Source organism: Streptomyces sp. NPDC058632 (assembly GCF_042717095.1).
In the GTDB taxonomy this organism is placed as follows: domain Bacteria; phylum Actinomycetota; class Actinomycetes; order Streptomycetales; family Streptomycetaceae; genus Streptomyces.
In genome coordinates this window covers 32,937-52,483 of record NZ_JBHXQZ010000043.1, presented here as the reverse complement: position 1 = coordinate 52,483, position 19,547 = coordinate 32,937, and the positions used below count along the sequence as shown (strand labels likewise).

The window sequence follows — 19,547 nt, the reverse complement described above, 5'->3', positions numbered from 1 at the left end:
ACCTCCGTAAACGGGGTCAACGGTGCAAATGCGGCAGATGGTTGCGGTGGTGGCCGCGCACACGCGGCCAGGTTCCGACCGTGCCCCCTGCGGCAGTGCGTGGTCCGGTGGTCAGGTCCAGGCCGTGAGGTCTCCGACGAAGTCCGCGTAGGAGCGGTTGGTGCCGCGCGGGGAGGGGATCAGCCGGTGTTGCAGCGCTTCGCGGGCGACCGCGGGGCCGTCGCTCTCCCGGAAGACCGGCAGACCGAGTCCCCGCTTCAGCTCCTCCTCGGCGTCCTTGACACGGCCGGTGTCCCTGTCGAGCAGCTGGGCGGGGACCTTCCAGCGCGGACGGACGTGCGGGAAGGCGTCCGGGAAGGGCAGCAGCCAGCCCTCGCCCTCCCACGCGGCGAGCGCGAGCGCCGTCCGGGACTGCGGGCACTGGCGCGCGAACTCGTCGGTCGGCGTTGTGCGGATCCGGTCGTAGTGGACGTCGGTGTAGCCGTCCAGGTCCTCGTGGACGACGAACCCGAGCAACTCGGCCCGCTGCTGGCGCGCCTTGGCCCGCGCCTTGCCGACCAGGGCCTCCACGGCGGCGGCGAGCTTGGGGCCGGACTTCCTGCGCGGCCGCACCGGGTCGTTGACGCGGACCGGCTTGGCCGCCGCGCTCAGATCGGGACGGTGCGCGCGTATCAGCGCGGCCAGGATCTCGCAGTCGTCCTGGTCCTCGCCTGCCGGCGTGCGCGTGGGGTCGGCCGTCACGGGCTCGGGGGCAGGCCGCCCGGGCGGTGCGGTGGGGCGGGTGTCTAGGGACGGGCGCCGGGCCGGCTGCTCGGCGCGGTGTCCACCACCGCCCACACCGTCTTGCCGGGCCCGCCGCGGCGGTCGGTGACGCCCCAGGTGTCGGCGAGGGCGGCGACGAGGAGGAGACCGCGGCCGGACTCGGACTCGGCGCCGGGGTCCGCGGGAGTGGCGACGGCGGGCCGGTGTTCCCCGCGGGTGTCGGAGACCTCCAGGCGCAGTCGCCCGCCGTCCGCCTCGGCGGCCAGCCGGACGTGGAAGTCCCGGCCGGGGACGCGTCCGTGCCGTACGGCGTTGGCGCAGAGCTCGGCGGTGATCAGGGTCAGCGTCTCGTTGACGTCGCCGGTGTAGGGGTGGCCCCAGGTGTCCAGGCAGTGGGCGACGAACAGGCGGGCCAGGCGGGCTCCTCGCGGGGTGGAGGTGAAGGCCATGGCGAACTCGACGGGGGAGGTGGGACCGGAGGGCCGGCGCCGCTGGGAGGAAGGGCTGTGCATGCCGTCAGCGTGGCGGCAGTGACGGCTGCGCCACCAGCGGCGACGCCTGTACGGGAGCACGCTGTACGTGGGGCTGTGCGCCCGTGCCGAGAGGCCCCGGCGGCGGCGCGGCGAAGGCATGGCCCACGTGAACCAGGCGACGCCGGCCGCGCACGCGCATCCGATGACGAGGAGACGCGGGCGGTCCCCCGGGGGCGGGCACCGCCGTCCGAGACCGCGATCGCCATGGTGCCCCGCGCACATGAGCACACTCGTCCTGCCAAGCGCCTGCCCGATGATGTCCGGTTTCTTTCATGCGCATGCCACGGTACCTTCGCTCATGCTTGGTCATTGGTGAGGCGGATGTGGCGGGGGCAGTGGGGTGACGGGGTATCGGCCGACGGACTGGCACGTCCTGGACCTGGAGAAGGATCCGACGCCGGGGGACCCGGACCGGGTGCGGTCGCTGGCGAAGCAGCTGCACGACTTCGCCGACGACGTCTCCGACGCGCTGCGTCTGGTGAAAGGGATGGCGGCCGAGCAGGCCGTCCTGACATGGGCGGGCAAGACCGCCGAGGTGTTCCAGGACGAGTTCTCCGGGGTGCCGAAGAACCTCAAGAAGCTGGAGAAGTCGTACGGTCTGGCCGGGGACGCCCTCGCCGCCTACTGGCCCGAACTGGAGCGCGCCCAAGTCCTGGCGGACAGGGCCCTGGCGAAGGGCCGCGAAGCGCGGGCCGACCTCTCTTCGGCCAAGTCGCGCCTGTCGTCCGCCGATTCCTGGATCACGCGGGCCGACAGGGAAGCCGAGAAGTACAAGGACGATCCCACCGGCGGCAAGGACGTCGAGAAACCGGACGAGGCGAGGGTACGCGCGGCGACCCGGGACGCGCAGAAGGCCGAGGCGGCCCGCACCGCCGCCCGGTCGGACGTCACGGCCGCCCAGAGCGCGCTGGACGCCGCCAAGAAGATGGCCGAGGACGCGCGCAGGATGCGTGAGGACGCCGCGGGGAAGGCGAAGCGGCAGCTGGAGGAGGCGTCCGACGCGGGCATTCGGAACCGCAAGTGGTACGAGGAGATCGGCGACTGGTTCGTCGACAACTGGGACACCGTCGTCGCGGTCTGCAAGGTGGTGGTCGCCGTGGTCGGCATCGTCGCGATGATCATCGGCGGGCCGATCCTGGGCGCGATCGTGCTCATCGCCGCGCTGGTCGTGCTGGCCGACACCCTCAACAAATATCTCAAGGGCCAAGCATCCTTGTGGGACGTGGGACTGGCGGCCCTGGACTGCATACCGGGCGGCAAGGGCCTCACCTCCCTCGGCGCGCTCGCCAAGGGCATGAAGGGCATGGGCGCGGCCGTGCGGGGCGGCCTGAGGTCACTGCGCTCCGGTGCCGGGGACCTCCTGGCGAAAGCCAAGCCGTACAAGGGGCGTTGCCGGGGCGGTGACCCGATCGACATGGTGTCCGGCGAGATGCTGATGGAGCAGGTGGATCTGGAACTCGCCGGGATCCTGCCGCTGGTGATCCGGCGCACCCACGTCTCCACCTACCGCTGGGGGCGCTGCTTCGGGGCGAGTTGGGCCTCCACGCTGGACCAACGGCTGGAGATCGACGATCAGGGGGTGGTGTACGCCACCGAGGACGGCATGCTCCTCGTCTACCCCGTCCCGTCACCCCAGGCCGAGACCATGCCCCTCGAAGGCCCCCGACGGCCCCTGCGCTGGAGCGGTGACGACCGCGGCATGATCACCGTGCACGACGAGGAGTCCGGCCGGACGCACCACTTCGCCCCCGGAAAGCGACGCGGCGGGGACGATTCCGCCTACACCCTGCCCCTCGTCGCCGTCACCGACCGCAACGGGCACCGGATCGACTTCGTCCACGACGCGGAGGGCGCCCTCGCCGAGATCCGCCACTCGGGCGGATACCACGTGGCCGTCGGCACCGCGCAGGGCCGCGTGACGGACCTGCGCGTTCTCAGCTCGCCGGAGGACGGATACGGCACGGACGCGGATTCGCCGTGGACGGTCGTACGACGCTACGGCTATGACACCGAAGGACATCTCCGAAGCGTCTCCGACGCGGAGGGAAGGGCCTTCCTGCTCACCTATGACGCCGAGTCCCGCATCACCGGGTGGACCGACCGCAACGGCGGCTGGTACCGCTACACCTACGACGAGCGGCACCGGGTCACGGCGGGCAGGGGCGCGCGGGGCTTCCTGGACTGCTCGCTGACCTATGACGACGAAGCGCGCGTCAACACCTATCTCAACTCCCTCGGCCGGGCCACCACCTACCGGTTCGACGAACGTCTGCGACTCGTGGGGGTCACCGATCCCCTGGGAGCCTCGACACATCGGCAGTGGGACGAGCGGGGACGGCTGGTCTCCTGGACCGACCCGCTCGGCCGCACCACGCGGCAGGTCTTCGACGCGGCCGGGCATCTGGTCGAGGTGGTGCGACCCGACCGGAGTTCGATCCGTGCCGAGTACGACGACGCGGGCCGCACCCGCCGGCTCGTCGACCCGGACGGCTCGGCCTGGACCTACACGTACGACGACCGCGGCAACCGCCTGTCCGTCACGGACCCGACGGGCGCCACGACCCGCTACGCGTACGACGGCGAGGGACGGCCCGTGACGGTCACCGACGCGCTGGGACAGGTCCGCCGCATCGAGACGGACCGGGCGGGCCTTCCGGTCGCCCTGACCGACCCGCAGGGCCGTACCGTCAGGGCGCGGCGCGACTCCCTCGGCCGCGTGACCGCGGTGACCGACGGGGTGGGCGCCACCGACCGGTTCGGCTGGACCGTGGAGGGGCTGGCCTCCCGGCGTTCCTTCCCCGACGGCGCCACCGAGTCCTGGCGCTGGGACGGCGAGGGAAACCTCGTCTCCCACACGGGCCGGGACGGCGCGGTCACCGCCTTCGAGTTCACGCACTTCCACCAGCCGGTCTCCCGCACGACACCGGACGGCGGGCGCCACACGTTCGCGTACGACACGGAACTGAACCTGACCCGCGTCCACGGCGCGGACGGCCGTACCTGGGACTACGTCTACGACGAGGCCAACCGGCTGGTCCGGGAGACGGACTTCAACGACCGCACCCTCACCTACGCCCACGACGCGGCCGGGCAGCGGGTGTCGTGGACGAACGGCGCCGGACAGACCACGGAGATCACCGTGGACCTGCTGGGCCGGCCACAGCGGTACCGGACGGCCGACGACGTCACCACCTACGTGTACGACAGCTCCGGCTCCCTGCTGCGCGCGGCCAACCGCGACACGACGGTCGAACGCACCTACGACGCCCTCGGCCGCACCCTGACCGAGACCGTCAACGGCCGGACCACCACGTACACCTACGACGCCCTCGGCCGACGCGTCAGCCGGCGCACCCCCTCGGGCATCGTCTCCACCTGGACGTACGAGGCGACGGGCCGCCCGCGGACACTCAGCGGCTCCGGCGGTGAGCTGCGCTTCGACTACGACGAGGCCCACCGGGAGATCCGCAGGACCATGGGCACGGCGGCGGTGCTCCACCAGAGCTGGGACGGTGCGGGCAGGCTGGCCGAGCAGTCGCTGAGCCGGCCGGGCGGCGGCAGCGGCGACCTGCTGCAGCACCGCACCTACGCGTACGACGTCGACGGCGCGCTCCGGGAGATCGACGAGCTCATCGGGGAGAGCCGCCGGTTCGACCTGGACCCGGTCGGCCGGCTGACCGCGGTCAGGTCCGCCGACCGTGAGGAGACCTACGGGTACGACCGGGCGGGCAACCTCGTCACCGCCTCCCCGCACGCCGGCACGCCGGACCCGCGGTCCCGGGAGTTCGACGGAACCAGGCTGCACCGGGCCGGACGCACCTCCTACGCCTACGACGGCCAAGGACGCCTGGTCCGCAGGACCGTCCGTCTCCTCAGCGGTGGACGACGCACCTCCCACTACGGGTGGAGCCCGGAGGACCGCCTGGTGAGAGCGGTGACCCCGGACGGATCCGAGTGGCACTACACCTACGACCCGGACGGCCGGCGCGTCGGCAAACGTCGTCTGGGACCACGCGGCGACGTGCTGGAGGAGACGACGTTCGTCTGGGACGGAACACGCCTGGCCGAGCAGACCGAAACCGACGGCACGGTCACCACGTGGGACTACGCTCCCGGCTCCTACCGGCCCCTCGCCCAGACGGTGACCGGCGGCCCGGCCCGGCCCGCGGACGGTACCGGTACCGGTGGCGGCGACGAGCGGACGGACACCGACGCCCGTTTCTACGCCATCGTCACCGACCTCGTCGGGGCACCGACGGAACTCGTCTCGGCGGACGGCAGAATCGTCTGGCACCGCAGGTTCACCGCCTGGGGCCTGCCGACGGACGCACCGCACACCACGCCGGAGGCCGACTGCCCCCTGCGGTTCCCCGGACAGTACGCGGACACCGAAACCGGCTGGCACTACAACTACTTCCGCTACTACGACCCCGAGACCGCGCGTTACACCAGCGCCGACCCGCTGGGACTGGGCCCCGACCCGAACGACTACGCCTACGTGGGCAATCCGCTCCTCCTGCTCGACCCGCTGGGCCTCGCCCGGGTCCGCGGCGAGGGCGGCCGGTGGGAGAGGGACCCGGACACGCCCGCGCAGACCCACAACCGGGACACCGAGTACCCCGGCAGCTACCGCCAGTCGACCCACGACGCCATGGCCGCGACGTGGACCGACGAGGGCATCGCGCAGGGCCGTACACCGATGCGGTCCACCGGACGGGTCGATGCCCAGGGCCGTCAGATCATGGAGCGCATCCCGAGATCCGAGCTGACCTGGCGCAGCTCCGCAGGTGAGATCATCCCGTTCGACCAGCTGACGTACGAGCACCTGACACCGGTGGTCGATCACTGGAACGAGACGGGTTACCGTTCCGACCGGGCCGTGCGCAACGACTTCTACAACCACTCGGACAGCATGGAACCCATGACGCGAAGCGAGAACTCACGCGGCGGTGCGCTCATGGACGCCACCTACCGCCAGGATGTCCACCCCACCCTCTACTCATGCAGCTAGGGTCCCACCCCGGCACAGGAGCCACCCCATGAACCCTGCATCCGTCCTGCCCGCCATGCCCGGCGCGACGCCCGTCTCCGGCCTGGACTCGGCGTGGCGCTGGTCGCCGAACCCGATGTTCACCTTCACCGCCGCGCTCTCCACCGACGGACGGCACAACCTGCAGGTCAACGTGCGGGGCCCCTACGACGAGGGACTCGTCACGGCGCTGCTCGCCCACGCGAGGGCGCACGACGGCGAGTTCGTCGGACGGGGGCGGCCCCTGGTGGGGATCGGGGGCTTCCGGCATCCCGGGTCCGCGTTCGACACCGTGGGCGTGGCGACGGCCGCGGTGCACGGCTACCACGCCACGGAGAACCCCGGACTCTCGGCCGTCACCTACGCCGTCTTCCCCGCCTACGCCAGTGAGATCTCCGGCCGGGAGAACGAGGAGGAGGCCTGGGGGCGGTTCCGCAAGATGCTCCAGCCGAACAAGCTGGACCGCGCCCCCGTGCCGTTCGTCAAGATGCGCTACGACAACACCCGTACCGGCAGCGGGAGCAGGGGCGACGCCCGCGGTTTCGCCCCCCTGGCCACCCTCGAACGGGAACTGGGGCTGCTCGAGGACGCCTCCGGCAGTTTCGTCGAGTGGGAGAACCGGCACGGCGACCTCTGGCGCGCGGACAGCACCGGCGACGGCATCGTGCTGACGCACGACGGCACGCGGGAACCGGTGGACACCGAGCGACTGCGGGACGTGGGCCGCAGCAGCGTGCGGTGAGCTCTTCCGGCCCGCCCTCCCGACCGGGCGGTGGCCGTGGGGCGCGATGTACGGGCTCTCGGCGGGGTACGGCAGAGTTCGGCGGGTGCTCGGGGGTTCGTCTGGGGGCCCCGTGATGATCCGCGTGGTGCGGGCGAACGTCGCCCGCCGGGGCCACTACGCCTTCCGGGCCAGCCCGGCGGCGATGAGGCGGTGCCTCGCCGAGGACGCCGCCAGACTGTCCCAGGGCCGCATCGCCCGTTCGGCACGGCGAGGACATGGTCGCGTCGGCGGAGTCGGGGCAGCGCATCCCGAAGCCGGAGTCCATCGAGTAGGCGGACGCGGTGCTGGAGGCAGGCGGTCTGTTGACGGTGATGAAAGGAGGAGGTGGCGCGGGCCCGGTACCCAGCCTTCTTCCGGGCTGCCGCGAAGCTGGAGTCGGAGGCGGTTGAGCCGCGTATGTATGTCCGCAAGGCCGTCCCGGGCCTGTTGCAGACGGAGAAGTAGACGTGGGCGGTCTGCGAGATGTGGTTGCCCCTGCTGGACCTGAGACCGTAGGCCGGTGGGGCGCAGCGCGTGCGTAAGGCGCGGGTCAAGGGCCGGGCCAGGTGAGCGTCGGTCGCTCGGAGGTGAGGGTGATCTCGAACCGCTCCAACGGCGGGGCCCCGGCGCCGCGCCACCGGGTGATGTGCGTCTCGACGGCGTCCCAGATGCGGGACGGCCCGTTCTGCCGGACCGTCCACCGGCCGTCGTGCTCCCTGAGCACCGCCCGGGCGCCGGTGCCGACGTCGAGGAACAGGTGCTCCGTGCGGCCGTCGTGGGTGAGGGTGACGTACTGGGCGCGGGGTGCGGCGAGTTGGGCGACGAACCGGGTGGTCCAGTCGTCGAGCGCGTCGGGGCCGAGGACGGCCTGCCGTTCGTCGCCCGCGTCGAGGTCGGGGAGCAGGCCCAGCGGCGGCGGCAGGTGCGGCCGGGCGAGCATGAAGGAGACCTGTCCACCGAGGAGGCGGCCGGACGCCGTGCCGTCCCCGTGGACGGTGAGCCGGGCCAGCTCGGAGGAGTACAGCCAGCCGCAGAGGGTGACGAGGATGATCCCGCCGGGGCGGGTCTGCTCGATCAGCGCGCGGGGGACGGTGAGGAGCCCGCAGGTGACGATCACCCGGTCGTAGGGGGCCCCGGCGCCGTGTCCGGCAAGGCCGTCGCCGACGATCAGCTCCGGTGCGAACCCGCACCGGCCCAGCGCGTTGCGGGCGCGGGTGGACACGCCCGCGTCGACCTCGACGGAGGTCACCGAGTCGTCGCCGAGCCGGTGGCACAGCAGGGCGGTGGAGTAGCCGGTGCCCGTGCCGATCTCCAGGACGCGGTGGTCGGGCTCGACCCGCAGGTCCTCCAGCATGCGCACGACCAGGCCGGGCAGGGTGCTGGAGGAGGTGGGGGTGCGCATGATCTCCCCGCGGACGTCCCCGGGCACGACGGTCCCGGCGATCTGCGTCACCAGGGAGACGTCGTCGTAGCAGCTCTCCAGCCATCGCGGGTCGTCCGGCAGGACCGGGGTCCAGGCGGTGGGCGTCGAGCCGTCGACCTCTCGGAAGAAGCCGCCGCTCAGGAACGCGTGGCGCGGGACCGCGGACACGGCCTCCCGCCAGGGCCCGGTCCGCAGGTGGCCGTCGCCGGTCAGCCGTTCGACGAGCCGTGCCCTCAACTCCTCGTCGTTCTTCACGCCTTCCTCCTCTCCAGGAGATCCGCCATCGCCGCCGTCATCGGCAGCCCGGTCTCCGGTTCCAGCCAGGCCCACTGCCCGGACGGATTGCACTCCAGGAACCACCATCGCCCCCGCCGGTCCACGGCGAAGTCGAAGGCGCCGAACACCAGCCGGAAGTGGTCGAGGTAGGCGCGCAGCGCCTCGCGGACGCCCGGCGGCGGCTGGACCACCCGGTAGCGGAGCCGCGTGTAGTCGGTGCGCCAGTCCAGCAGGTCCGAGTCGATGCGGACGCAGAAGACCCGGTCGCCGATGACGGTCACGCGCACGTCGCCGGTCTTGTCGATCCTCCGCTGGAAGAGGTGGGCGGTGCCGGCCACCGTGTCGTCGATCTCGGCGGCGGTGACCTCGCGCACCTGCACCGTGCAGGAGACGCCGTCGATCCGGTACAGCGGCGTGGACAGCGGTTTGTAGATCACCGGGCCGTGGGTCTCGGCGAAGGCGCGTGCGGCGACCGGGCAGGAGGTGATCGTCGTGGGTGGCAGACGGAATCCGCACGCGGCCGCGGCGGCGAGCCCGGACGGCTTGAACTCGGCGTCGCCGATGCGATGCGGGTGGTTGACGTAGAGGCAGCCGGGCAGCGACGCCACGACCCCGCCGAGCCCGTAGCGGGCCTGGGTGAGGGCGAAGCGCTCGGTCTGGGCGTCGAGGTGGGGGAAGGCGAACCCGGAGGGCCTGCGGTAGTACAGGGAGCGGACGCGGGACAGGTCCGCCGTGCGCGTGGGCGTGGTCAGCGTGCCCTCGATCCCGTGCGGTGTGAGGGTGGCCGCGAACGACAGGGTGCCGGGGAAGTCCCCGGAGTCGAACCGCACCACCGGGACGTCCCGGCGGTGCAGTTCGTCGATCACCAGGTCGGTCGTGGGGTCGTCCAGGTTGGTGACGACCAGAACCGGACTCGTGTCGGTCACTGGTCGGTGTCGTTTCCGCTGTCCTGGTCGCCGCCGCCGCTGCCGCCGGGCCTCGAACCGTCGGAGGGGTTGCCTGTGTTGGTGGCGGGCCGGGTGCCGGTGCTGGTGCCGTGGCCGGGCATCTCCACGACCCGTCCGGCGGCGTCGAGGTAGCGGCCGGTCTGGGTGGCCGGGTCCAGCTCGACGCGGGCGTACGAGGGGGCGAGGGCCGGGTACGGCGCCATGCGGCGCAGTCCCCACGGCGCGGGGGTGGTGGTGCCGTCGGGCAGCGGCGTCCCGGTGGGGAGCCGGTCGGAGTGGGCGAACATCGGTGCCTCCTGGTGGGCGGTGGGGGTGTGGTTTCTTCCGGGTGGCGGGTGGTTCACCCCGGCTGGATGCCGGGCGATGCGGTGAGCGTCCGGTGGCGGGTGACGGCCCGGCCGGCCCGCGCGGTGTCCGTCACGGCCCATACGGTCTTGCCGGGGCCGTGGGGGCGGTCGGTGACGCCCCAGTCGTCGGCGAGGGCGGTGACGAGGAGCAGGCCGCGGCCGGACTCGGAGTCGGCGGCGGGGGCCGCGGTGGCGGCGGGCCGGTTCCGTACGGGTGTCGGAGACCTCCACGCGCAGCCGCCCGCCGTCCGCCTCGGCGGCCAGCCGGACGTGGAAGTCCCGGCCGGGGACCCGTCCGTGCCCGTACGGCGTTGGCGCACAGCTCGGCGGCGATCAGGGTGAGGGTCTCGTTGACGTCACCGGTGCAGGGGTGGCCCCAGGAGTCCAGGCAGTGCGCGACGAACAGCCGGGCCAGGCGGGCGCCTCGCGGGGTGGAGGTGAATGCCATGGCGAAATCGCGTGTTGTCGCGGACGCGGAGGATGGGTATCGAGGGGATGACGAGAGGTGCATGACGGCAGCGTCCCGGCCGTGACGGGCGTGTCACCAGAGGTGATGCCTGTACGACGGCCCGCTGTACGTCGTGGGTGACGCCCCCGCACGGCGGCGGGGCGGAGCCGGAGCCAAGTGGCGCGGATGCGGCCGGCGTCGTCCTCGTCGTGGCCCGGGCGGGACGGGTCCTTACGTGTGCGGCCCGATCCCGTACATGGCGCGACTGTGACGAAGGGGCAGGCACCGAGTGGACATCGCACACATTCACGTGGTGGGGGGACGGGCATGACGACGACCGGGTCGACGGATGAGAGACCGGAGCCGCAGCCGGACGGCGCCCTCGCGGAGCCGGTCGCACCGGCCGAGCAGAACGGGGACTCCGACGGCAGCCCGCCGACCGCGCCCGCGCGGCCCCCGCGGCGGACTGACGCCGGCGAGGGCGACGGGCCGCGTGAGAGCTTCGCGTCGATCGTCGCCGAGACGCTCGGCCTGGCACCCGGCTCCTCTCGGCGACGCAGAGCGGTGACCTTGCTGGTGATGCTGTCGCTCGCCTTCGTGGCCGTCTTCCGGGACACGCTGATCGGCTACGTCATGATCAAACCCAGTGTGACCAAGGAGAACGACTCCAACGCGGAGTACGACGCCGGCAAGGCGCCGTTCACGGTGTCCGTGCGGTCCGAGGAGGACGAGCCCGAGACATGGGTGATGGTCCTCGACCGGGCGCTGACTTCAAAGGAGAAGCGGAAACTGGTGGCCGGCGGCGACCGCTCGGCCGCCTTCTCGTACCTGAAGGAACTGGGTGGCCGCCCGCTCGCGGACGAGGCCACGTTGCAGTACGCCCCCGAGCGGTACAAGGAGCAGCTGGCGTCGGGCACCGTCGGGGACTACGCCGACGTGTTCCGGATGAACGTGATGAGCACCCGGTCCACCTCGGTGGTCATCAACGGCTGGAAGGTCACCGACGTCACCTGCCGGAAGAGCACCGGGCACACTGTCGTCGTGCTTCCGAGACAGGGCGGAGCGTCCTACGAAGGTCTCCAGCTCCACGTTCCACCCCTCGCCGGGGAACCCGTGCTGACCGACGAGACCGAGGGACAGGGAGAGTCCTACTTCGGCACCCATTACATCGAGGTCGGAGGCGGCCAGCCCTCGGGCGGATTCAGAGTGCAGGCGATCGCGCCACCAGGGCGGTCCTGCGAGTGGGGCATCAAGCTCCGCTACACCGATTCCTACCAGACCACACGATGGGTCCAGTTGAAGGACGGCAACGGCAAGCCCCTGCGCATACGCACCGACTCCGTCCCCAAGGACGTCCGGCAGGGGTGGGTCTTCATTGTCGGGCCGTGGAGACTGTGCGACACCGGGGAGTTGTCGAAGTGCGTCACCTAGTCAGCGGAGCCGTGGCTCTCCTCCTCCTGGCCGTGCTCTGCGTCCAGGGATGCAGCGTGGAACCGAGCAAGGAGAAACCGGACACCGCGACCTCCGTGCCCCCGGCGCCTTACCACGGCAACCGGGAGTACGTCCTTCCGGACAGTCCCTTCACCCGCGAGGACACTGTCATCACCGCGACCTGCGGCTCGGCCTCGGGCGGCGTCGGCGTCCTGGTGCAGGCATGGGACCCCGAGCGGTGGGAGCCACGCGGGGAGCGGTACTTCCGCATTCCGGACGACGCCGCTCTCGGCAACTTCTCGGACTTCAAAGTGGTCAACAGCCCCCTCGTGGACCTGTGCGGAATGATTCCGGCCAACCCGTCCCCCTACGGCGTGGACGACCTGGAGTACATGTCCCCCCGGGTTCGTGCCCTGTTCGACCTGGCGTTCACGCGCATGGCGGTGGTGTTCCGGAACCCCGACGACAGGAGCACCCATGCCGGCTTCGTGGAGAGTGGCACCCGCTTCGACACCTTCGTGCGCCTGAGCGGTGCGACGGGTGACGACGAGCAGAACGCCGTGATGTCACCCGACGGGAGCGGTGTGTGGTTCACCTACACCGATTCCGCCGGTGAGCACAGGATCGGCTCCCGGCCCGTCGAGGGGGATCACGGATTGTCGGACGAGGGTCCGGCGACCGGGCACGACCTTCCCCTCGTCGTTTCCGGCAAGCCTCCGCTCGCCGTCCAGGCCAACATGGTCCGTCTCGCTCCCGACGGCCGGCACCGCACGGCGACCGCGCCGAAGGTGTTCGGGCACGTCTTCGACACACGGGATTCCTCGGGGCCGCTCACGCAGACCAAGGCCCGTTCCGTCACCCTGCTCCGCGGGTGCGTCGGAATCGTCGGCTGGATCCGCGACGACAGTGTGCTGTGCCGCAACCGTTCCGGCTTTTTCCGGGCCATGGACGCCCGTTCCGGTCGTGCCACGGGGGCGGAGATTGCGGCGGTCCACTCGAACGAGGGGTCCTTCAATGCGATGATCGCCGAGGGGATGCTGGTTTCGGCGGACGGCAAATGGTTCATCGTTGCCGTCCACGAGCCCAACGACCGGTACGGGTACCGGAGCGACGGCACCGACTTCCGGGTGGTGTCGACCTCGGGGGAGGGGGAAGCGACCCGCATCGTCCACGAATCCCTGACCAACGGCACGGTGTTCCTGGAGTGGCGGTGAATCGCGTGGATGTGGGTGTACAGGCGGGGGCCGTACGCGGAGAGGGCGGGTGCTCGTACGCGGTACGGGGGAAGCGGGATCAAGTGGCGCGAAAGGCACGGCGCGTGTCTTTACAGTGAGCTGTGAGTGATGGACGGGTGTGGCGCCTGCGGCGGGACGAGGCGCGGGCGCCTCTGTACGGGTGGGTGAGGTGAGATCGCCGGTGACGGCTCAAGGTGAGGGCGAGACGGGCATCCTGCGGTGTTTCGGCCAGCAGTTGCGGCTGCTGCGGACGAGCAGGGGGCTGACGCGGGCGGAGTTGGGTGCGAAGCTCAGTTACGGCGAGGACATGGTCGCGTCGGTGGAGCTGGGGCGGCGCATCCCGAAACCGGAGTTCATCGAGCGGGCGGACGCGGTGCTGGAGGCCGGCGGGCTGCTGACGGTGATGAAGGAGGAGGTGGCGCGGGCGCGGTATCCGGCGTTCTTCCGGGACGCGGCGAAGCTGGAGGCGGAGGCGGTCGAGCTGCATGTGTATGCCGGCAAGGCCGTGCCGGGTCTGTTGCAGACGGAGGAGTATGCGCGGGCGGTCTGCGAGATGTGGCTGCCGCTGATGAACCCGGAGATTGTCAACCAGCGGGTGGGCTCCCGTCTCGCACGCCAGGCGATCTACGACCGGCAGCCCCTTCCCACCATCAGTTTCGTCATCGAGGAGCACGTGCTGCGGAGGCCGCTTGGCGGATGGGGCGTCATGCGGGGACAGTTGGAGGAAGTCCTGCTTCGTGCCCAGCACCGGAACGTGGTGGTACAGGTCATGCCTGTCGGGTGCGTTGAACACGCCGCGCTGGACGGGCCGTTCACCCTGTACGAGACGCAGAAGGGCCAGCGGCTCGCGTATGTTGAGGCACGTAATGACAGCCGTCTCTTCACTGAGCGGAGGTCAGTGCGCGAGTATGAGGAGCAGTACGGCATCCTGCGTGCTCAGGCCCTGACTCCGTGCGAGTCCCTGGGGCTCCTCGAGAAGATGCTGGGAGAGCTATGAACGCGGAAGACGCGACGCACAGTGAGACCAACCTGCCCTGGCGCACGAGTAGTTACAGCACGGGATCGGGTGGAGAGTGCGTAGAGGTCGCTCTCACGGCGGTTGCCGTGCATGTGCGTGACTCGAAGTGCGTGGCGCAGAGTGGGCCCGCGCTGCGGGTCGGTTCGGTGGCGTGGGCGGCAATGCTTCGGGCGATGTGAGCTTGTTACCGCGTGAGCCCGTCCGTCTTTGGCCAAGACGTCGTTTCGCCGGGCACTCTGGGTGCCGGTAGGGGCCACTGTGCGAGAGGACGAGTGCGGTAGATGTCCGGAAGCGTACCGGCGGCCTTGACGGAGCTGTGGCAGCGGTATTGGCCCCACTGTCCTCCGGTTGGGTACAAGCTCCGCGACCCGTACCGGAATGTCTGGGTTCGCTTCCACAGCCTGCCGGAGTCGAAGCGATACGCAGAGGACGAGAGCGAGTACGCCGTCGTCCTGGAGCGGTACAACATGGTCCTCGATGAGTTGTTCGCCGGTGGGGACGTGTACGTGATCACACCGGTCTGGGCGAGCGAAGCCGAGGTTCCGCCGTTCCAGCCTGACGCCGACTACTGGCAGAGCCTGTTGGTCGAGGACGATCCCGACCCGGATTTCCGCACCTACTGCCACCTCTTCGCCGCCCGCCGGTCCTGGCGACACGGCTGCCTCGACGAACTGCTGCGTGACATCGCTGACGACAAGGTGAGGGGAGTCCTCGTCACCGACATTCAGATGCGCCGCATCCACCACCCCTACGACGGCGGCGCCGATGTCTTCCTCACCACGTCCGAGGAACGTGATCGGACGCGCGACAGGCATGCTGACTGGCTTTCCGACCATCCGTCGGGTCTCTGACGGATCGGATAACTGCCCTGCCCACCTTGCCGGATTCAGGTAGTCAGCCGACGGAAGCGGATACGCAGTGCCGCTATGCCGACGAAGGCGAGGAAGCGCTCGGCCTTGCGCTCGGCGTCAGCAGATGCCGCACCCGCTGGTAGGTCTCCCGCCCTTGCCGTGGTTGCCTGGGCAGGCCCGGCGGAACAGCGGCGACCGAGACGGCGCCTGTAGCGGTCACGATCGATGGAGTGATCGGTTTCGGTGTCTCGTTGACGACGCGTCGTAGGAGGGTCACAGGAGTCCAGGCAGTGCGTCGTGTGGCTGGTTTCCTCAGGCCTTCTTGTTTCCCGCCCGGTCAGCCTTGGATCATGTTCACCGTTGTTCTCACGCGTCCCCTGCCCCTGGGCTCGGTACGGGTCGGGTGCACGGAGGGGACTCAGAGCGGTATGGCGGACAAGCGGGACGGGGGCGTCGCAGTGCTGCGCGGGTGTCGAGCCGGTCTGCGGAGGGCCGGTGCCCTATGAGGCGTCGTCTGCAAGTGGTGCTTCAGATCCTGCTGGCGCTGGTCGCCTGTCTGCTCGGGATCGCCACCAACTACGCCACCAGCTCGGATGACGCGCCCTGGGCACTGGAGGTCATCCGGCGGGGGTCCGTGCCGGCCATCGGGCTGTTGATCGTCGCGATGGTGATCGGGCAGGTCGTCGTGTACCGGCTGGAGAATCCGGCGCCCGAGCGGACGGAGTGGCCCCGTGACCGGATCCCGTACCCGGGGCTGGACGCGTACAGCGAGGAGGAGGCGGCCGTCTACTTCGGCCGGGAGACGCAGGCCGCCGAGCTGACGCGCAGGCTGCACGTCTCCGCGCCCGGTCCTGCCGATCGGTTCCTGTTGTTGACCGGGGCGTCCGGCAGCGGCAAATCCTCGCTCGTGAGGGCCGGGGTACTGCCCCGGCTGCGACGGCGTCGGTGGACGATCGTGCCGACGTTCTCGCCGGGGGCGAACCCGCTGCACGCCCTGGCCGCGTCCCTGGCCGTGGCCGGCGGCGGCAGGGAGTCGGCCGATGCTGTGCTGCGACGGTTGCGGCACGGGCCGGAGAGTCTCGGGGGAGAGCTGTCGCGGCTGCGAGGCGGGCAGTTCCAGCGGGTGCTGTTGGTCATCGACCAGTTCGAGGAACTCGTCACTCTCGCGAGTGAGCGGGAACAGGCCCAGTTCCTGGAGACGCTGCACGCGTGCCTGCGGCAGGAACCCTCCGTCCGTGTCCTGGCCACGTGCCGGGTGGACCTGCTGGGACGGCTGCTGGGCACCGATCACGCGCAGCTCCTCCAACACCCGGTTGCCCTCGGCACGTTGAACAGGGCGCAGCTCGCGCAGGTGGTCGAGCGGCCGGCCGCTCTGGTGGGCATGTCGTTCGCTCCCGGTCTCGTCGAGACCATCGTGGACGACACCGGCACGGACGACGCACTGCCCCTTCTCGCCTATCTCCTCCAGGAGTTGTACTTCGCCTGCGGCCAGGGCGGCACGGTGACCGAGGAGACGTACCGGCAGCTCGGAGGTGTGGCGGGGGCGCTCGCGCGGCAGGCCGACAGTACCGTGGCGGCGCTCAGCACCCCTGACGGCATCGACTTCGCGCTGCGGGTACTGCTGAGATTCGTCACGCTGGAGGAGCGGGAGCTCGCCCGCCGTCCCGTACGGCTGTCGGAACTGACCGACCGTGAGCGGTACGTGGTGGACGCGTTCATCGACGCGCGCCTCATCCGCTCCGACACCGTGGAGGGAACGGCGGGAGACGCGTACGCCGAGGTCACGCACGAGGCGTTGTTCCGTCAGTGGGCGCCCCTGCGTCAGGAGGTGGAAGCGCGGGCGGAACGGCTGCGGGAGCGGGCCGAACTGGAGCGGTGGGCGGCGGACTGGGAACGGTCCGGACACAGCGTGGACTACCTCCTCACCGGGGAACGGCTCGCCGTCGCGCAGAGGTGGCTGGTGGCGCTGGAGGAGGCCGGGCAGGCGTCGGCGCCCGCCCGTGCGCTCGTCGAGACCTCTCAGCGCCGGGACCTGGCCTTCCTCAGCCGTGTCTCCGACAGCATCGGCAGGCAGGTGCTCACGAGTGCGGAGACCGAGCCCGAGCGTGCACTGCTCCTCTCCCTGGCCGCGCTCGGAGAGTGCGCGCCGACACCGGCGGCGCGGCGCGGACTGATGGCGGCGCTGGCCGCGGGGCACGTCCGGATCAGACTGGACGGGCATGCGGACACGGTCCGCGACATCGCCTGGTCCGCCGACGGGCGGCTGCTGGCGACCGCGTCCAGGGACGCGACCGCCCGTGTGTACGAGGCGGAGTCGGGGCGTTCGCTGTGTGTGCTGCCGTGCGACGGGGCCATGGTCGAGTCGGTGTCCTTCTCCCCGGACGGGGTCCGGCTGGCCACCGCCGGCCGCGACCAGGTCGTACGCGTCTGGGACGTCGCGTCCGGTGAACCGGTCCGGCAGCTCACCGGCGCAGGGGACATCGGCCGGCAGGTGGCCTGGTCGCCGGACGGGTCACGGGTCGCCGCCACGTTCAAGGACCAGGTGACACGAGTGTGGGAGGCCGACACCGGACGTCTCGTGCGGGAGCTGCGGGGCCACACGGGTGACGTCTGGGGAGTGGCCTGGTCGCCGGACGGCTCACGGCTGGCCACCGCGTCGCACGACCGGACGGTGATCGTCTGGGACGCGGCGACGGGAACGGCCACGACAACTCTGACCGGTCACACGGAGTTCGTCGAGGGCATCGCGTGGTCACCGGACAGTGAGTGCCTGGCCACCGGGTCCGGTGACCACACCGCCAGGATCTGGGACGCCCGCACGGGGGCACTGCGGCTGCTGCTGCGCGGACACACCGACTACGTGTGGAACCCGGCCTTCTCGCCGGACGGCCGGCTGCTCGCGACGCCCTCCTCCGACCGGACCGTCCGCATCGTCCGCACCGAGGACGCGAAGGAGGTGGCGGTGCTGCGCGGGCACAGCGACACGGTGTGGACCGTCGTGTGGTCGCCGTCGGGCACGCAACTCGCCACCGCGTCGACGGACGGCACCGGCCGGGTGTGGGACCTTCAGCCGCGGGGAGCCGAGTCCGTCCTGGTGCAGGGGCACGACGGGCCGGTGAACCAGGCCGTGTGGTCCGGCGACGGTACCCGTCTCGCCACCGCCTCGGACGACGGGACGGCCCGGATCTGGAGTGCGGACTCCGGCGTGCCCGCGGGACCGGTGACGAGCCCCGGCGAACGGGTGTGGTGCCTGGCCTGGGCGCCGCACGGCGACCGTCTCGCCCTCAGTACGGCGGACGGCCTGTTCCGCGTTCTGGACGGCACCGGCGGCACGGTGTTCGACCTGCGCGGTGCACCCGTCGAGGGCTGCTCGTGGTCCCCCGACGCCCGTCGGATCGCGACCGGCGGCCATGACGGCACCGTACGCGTCCTGTCGGCCGTCGACGGTACGGAGCTACGGAAGCTGACCGGGCATCAGGACTGGGTGGGGCGTGTGGCCTGGTCTCCGAGTGGAGGGAAGCTGGCCAGTTGCTCCGACGACCGCACCTGCCGCCTCTGGGACACCTCCGACGGCACCCAGCTGACCGTGCTCCGGGGCCACGGCAACTACGTGGAGGACGCGGCCTGGTCGCCCGACGAGACACGTGTGGCCACGGCCTCCGGTGACTGGACGGCCGCCGTGTGGGATGCGTCGACCGGGCGCCGCATCGACGTGCTGAAGGGCCACGAGGGACGGGTACGCGCCATCGCATGGTCGCCGGACGGCCGTCGTATCGCGACCGGATCGGACGACCGGACGGTACGGCTCTGGTCGGCTACCACTCTCGGGGAACTCGCGGTCATCGGCGTTCACCGGGACAGGGTGATGTCGGTGGAGTGGTCCGAGGACGGTACGCGGCTGCTCACCGCGTCCGCCGACGGGACCGCGCGGGTGTGGCCGGCGGACCCGGACTACGACCGGCTGGAAGCGCGGGCGCGTGGGCGGGTCTTCCGCACCCTGGACGCGGAGGAGCGGCGACAGCACCTGCTGCCGCCGGACCCGGCGAGCGGTCAGTAGCGCTGCTCGACCGTACGGTCGTCGGTGTGCAGGAGGTAGTCGTCCGGGTCGAGTTCCATCGCCTTGCGCTCGGGCGACGCCCAGTACAGCGCGTTGCGCTCCGCGAAGGTCTCGGGACCCTCGTAGGAGATCAGCCAGACGAACTGGTTGCGCTCCCGGTCCACCCAGGCCCCGCCGATCTCGAAACCCAGATCCAGGCGCAACGGCACGATGTCACTGCGCCACCGCTCCACCCACTCGTCGAGCAGACCGTCCCGGACGGTGTAGGTACGCAGCTGCGTGGTCCTGGGCATCGAGCGCGCTCCCGCTGTCGAGTCGAGGCGAAATGGTGCGGCGGGCTGACCGGAGATCCCGCCTGCCGGACGAACCTCCGAGCGGCCGGTCCCACGGTATGGCATGCGGTATGTGCTCACAACGGGGTCGTGCG

At 71.0% G+C, this 19,547-nt stretch carries 14 protein-coding genes and 1 pseudogene; 8 read left to right on the top strand and 7 right to left on the bottom strand.

Annotated elements, in window-relative coordinates; translation table 11 throughout:
* Nucleotides 1-111 precede the first annotated feature (111 nt).
* Together ACFWVE_RS18335 and ACFWVE_RS18330 are read right to left on the bottom strand one after the other, a co-directional pair.
* The gene (locus ACFWVE_RS18335; protein ID WP_384014971.1) at nucleotides 112-741 is read right to left on the bottom strand and encodes a hypothetical protein; all 630 of its coding nucleotides are present in this window, start codon (nucleotides 739-741) and stop codon (nucleotides 112-114) included.
* Between the two features lie 44 nt (nucleotides 742-785).
* Nucleotides 786-1,274, bottom strand: a complete 489-nt coding sequence (locus ACFWVE_RS18330) for an ATP-binding protein (protein ID WP_384014969.1) — start codon at nucleotides 1,272-1,274, stop codon at nucleotides 786-788.
* Nucleotides 1,275-1,635: 361 nt separating this feature from the next.
* Between ACFWVE_RS18330 and ACFWVE_RS18325 the strand changes: the two genes are divergently transcribed.
* Complete coding sequence (locus ACFWVE_RS18325) at nucleotides 1,636-6,306, top strand: RHS repeat-associated core domain-containing protein (protein WP_384014966.1); 4,671 nt, start codon at nucleotides 1,636-1,638, stop codon at nucleotides 6,304-6,306.
* A gap of 28 nt (nucleotides 6,307-6,334) precedes the next feature.
* On the top strand, nucleotides 6,335-7,066 hold the full coding sequence (locus tag ACFWVE_RS18320; RefSeq protein ID WP_384014963.1) for a hypothetical protein: 732 nt from the start codon (nucleotides 6,335-6,337) through the stop codon (nucleotides 7,064-7,066).
* A 571-nt stretch (nucleotides 7,067-7,637) separates the two neighbouring features.
* On the opposite strand, the gene tgmC is transcribed toward ACFWVE_RS18320, so the two are convergent.
* The 4 genes and pseudogenes from tgmC to ACFWVE_RS18300 form a co-directional block, all read right to left on the bottom strand.
* Nucleotides 7,638-8,765: an ATP-grasp peptide maturase system methyltransferase gene (tgmC, locus tag ACFWVE_RS18315; protein ID WP_384014960.1), complete on the bottom strand. Its 1,128-nt coding sequence runs from the start codon at nucleotides 8,763-8,765 to the stop codon at nucleotides 7,638-7,640.
* Complete coding sequence (tgmB, locus tag ACFWVE_RS18310) at nucleotides 8,762-9,712, bottom strand: ATP-grasp ribosomal peptide maturase (protein WP_384014957.1); 951 nt, start codon at nucleotides 9,710-9,712, stop codon at nucleotides 8,762-8,764. Before tgmB ends, tgmC begins: the two co-directional genes overlap by 4 nt.
* Nucleotides 9,709-10,020 (bottom strand): putative ATP-grasp-modified RiPP, encoded by a 312-nt coding sequence (gene tgmA / locus ACFWVE_RS18305; protein ID WP_384014954.1) that lies wholly within the window; start codon nucleotides 10,018-10,020, stop codon nucleotides 9,709-9,711. The genes tgmB and tgmA overlap by 4 nt, the downstream gene beginning before the upstream one ends.
* 53 nt (nucleotides 10,021-10,073) lie before the next feature.
* Nucleotides 10,074-10,528, bottom strand: a pseudogene (locus tag ACFWVE_RS18300) (ATP-binding protein).
* 327 nt (nucleotides 10,529-10,855) lie between these two features.
* Here ACFWVE_RS18300 and ACFWVE_RS18295 point away from each other — a divergent pair.
* The 6 genes from ACFWVE_RS18295 to ACFWVE_RS18270 all read left to right on the top strand — a co-directional run bounded on the left by ACFWVE_RS18295 (nucleotide 10,856) and on the right by ACFWVE_RS18270 (nucleotide 19,120).
* Complete coding sequence (locus tag ACFWVE_RS18295) at nucleotides 10,856-11,959, top strand: hypothetical protein (protein ID WP_384014952.1); 1,104 nt, start codon at nucleotides 10,856-10,858, stop codon at nucleotides 11,957-11,959.
* A gap of 11 nt (nucleotides 11,960-11,970) precedes the next feature.
* On the top strand, nucleotides 11,971-13,173 hold the full coding sequence (locus ACFWVE_RS18290; RefSeq protein WP_384014949.1) for a hypothetical protein: 1,203 nt from the start codon (nucleotides 11,971-11,973) through the stop codon (nucleotides 13,171-13,173).
* Nucleotides 13,174-13,375: 202 nt separating this feature from the next.
* A complete protein-coding gene (locus tag ACFWVE_RS18285) occupies nucleotides 13,376-14,191 on the top strand; it encodes a Scr1 family TA system antitoxin-like transcriptional regulator (RefSeq protein WP_384014946.1) in 816 nt (271 codons plus the stop codon).
* A complete protein-coding gene (locus ACFWVE_RS18280; protein ID WP_384014943.1) occupies nucleotides 14,188-14,391 on the top strand; it encodes a DUF397 domain-containing protein in 204 nt (67 codons plus the stop codon). The genes ACFWVE_RS18285 and ACFWVE_RS18280 overlap by 4 nt, the downstream gene beginning before the upstream one ends.
* A gap of 102 nt (nucleotides 14,392-14,493) precedes the next feature.
* Entirely contained in the window at nucleotides 14,494-15,063 is a 570-nt protein-coding gene (locus ACFWVE_RS18275) for a hypothetical protein (protein ID WP_384014940.1), read from the top strand.
* 520 nt (nucleotides 15,064-15,583) lie between these two features.
* Nucleotides 15,584-19,120 carry an NACHT and WD repeat domain-containing protein gene (locus ACFWVE_RS18270; RefSeq protein WP_384014937.1) on the top strand — a complete coding sequence of 1,179 codons (3,537 nt, stop codon included), beginning with the start codon at nucleotides 15,584-15,586 and terminating at the stop codon, nucleotides 19,118-19,120.
* Here the strand turns inward: ACFWVE_RS18270 and ACFWVE_RS18265 are convergent.
* Nucleotides 19,114-19,413: an NIPSNAP family protein gene (locus ACFWVE_RS18265; protein WP_384014934.1), complete on the bottom strand. Its 300-nt coding sequence runs from the start codon at nucleotides 19,411-19,413 to the stop codon at nucleotides 19,114-19,116. The two genes, ACFWVE_RS18270 and ACFWVE_RS18265, sit on opposite strands and share 7 nt — an antisense overlap.
* Nucleotides 19,414-19,547 lie beyond the last annotated feature (134 nt).